At 39.2% G+C, this 590-nt stretch carries 1 protein-coding gene; it reads right to left on the bottom strand.

From position 1 onward, the window contains the following. Nucleotides 1-382 precede the first annotated feature (382 nt). The coding region (locus tag R7Q48_RS29190) for a hypothetical protein (protein WP_318133856.1) at nt 383-590 on the bottom strand (208 nt) is incomplete at its 5' end.

Consider the following 590-nt stretch of genomic DNA (forward strand, 5'->3'; position numbering starts at 1 on the left):
TCAGCAATTTGATCTTAGGTTTTTGAGTTTTAGCGGCCGATTTTCAAAGCCCGGATTTTCAAAACTATGAGTCATTTCGGTTTTCTACGTTTTGGCTTTTGTTTGTAAATCAAAGTCGAGTTAATCTTGGTTCTGGTCAAACGTAAGCCATTGAAGCTTAAGCATAACAAAGCGTTTAAGTGGGATTTGGCACGCGTGGCATTTTCAGTTTGCGTTGAGTTTGGTGGTTACGGCACTGTGCGGTAGCTTTTGTATTGCGTGCCTGCACCCCTTAACGCGGCGTTATGTGCTAAGGTAAAGCAAGTTGTAACGTTCTCACTGTGTTTATTTTAAAAGGATTTATTATGCACGCGATTTATTTACCTCTACTGATCTTTACTGTTTATGCAGTGGTCAACTCAATAATTGGATTCTTTTTAGGTGAAAGGAAGCTGAATAAAGGTGTAGCAGGGGCAATTTTCGGATTTATATTCGCATTTATCCCGCCATTAAATTTCATTTTCTTAGCCTTGTTGTACTTTAAAAAAACGCCGTTGAATGCACACAATTGATCTTTTTGTGCGCAACACAAGGTTAGGCCCTTAACTGTT

The organism is Vibrio sp. 378, assembly GCF_033339435.1.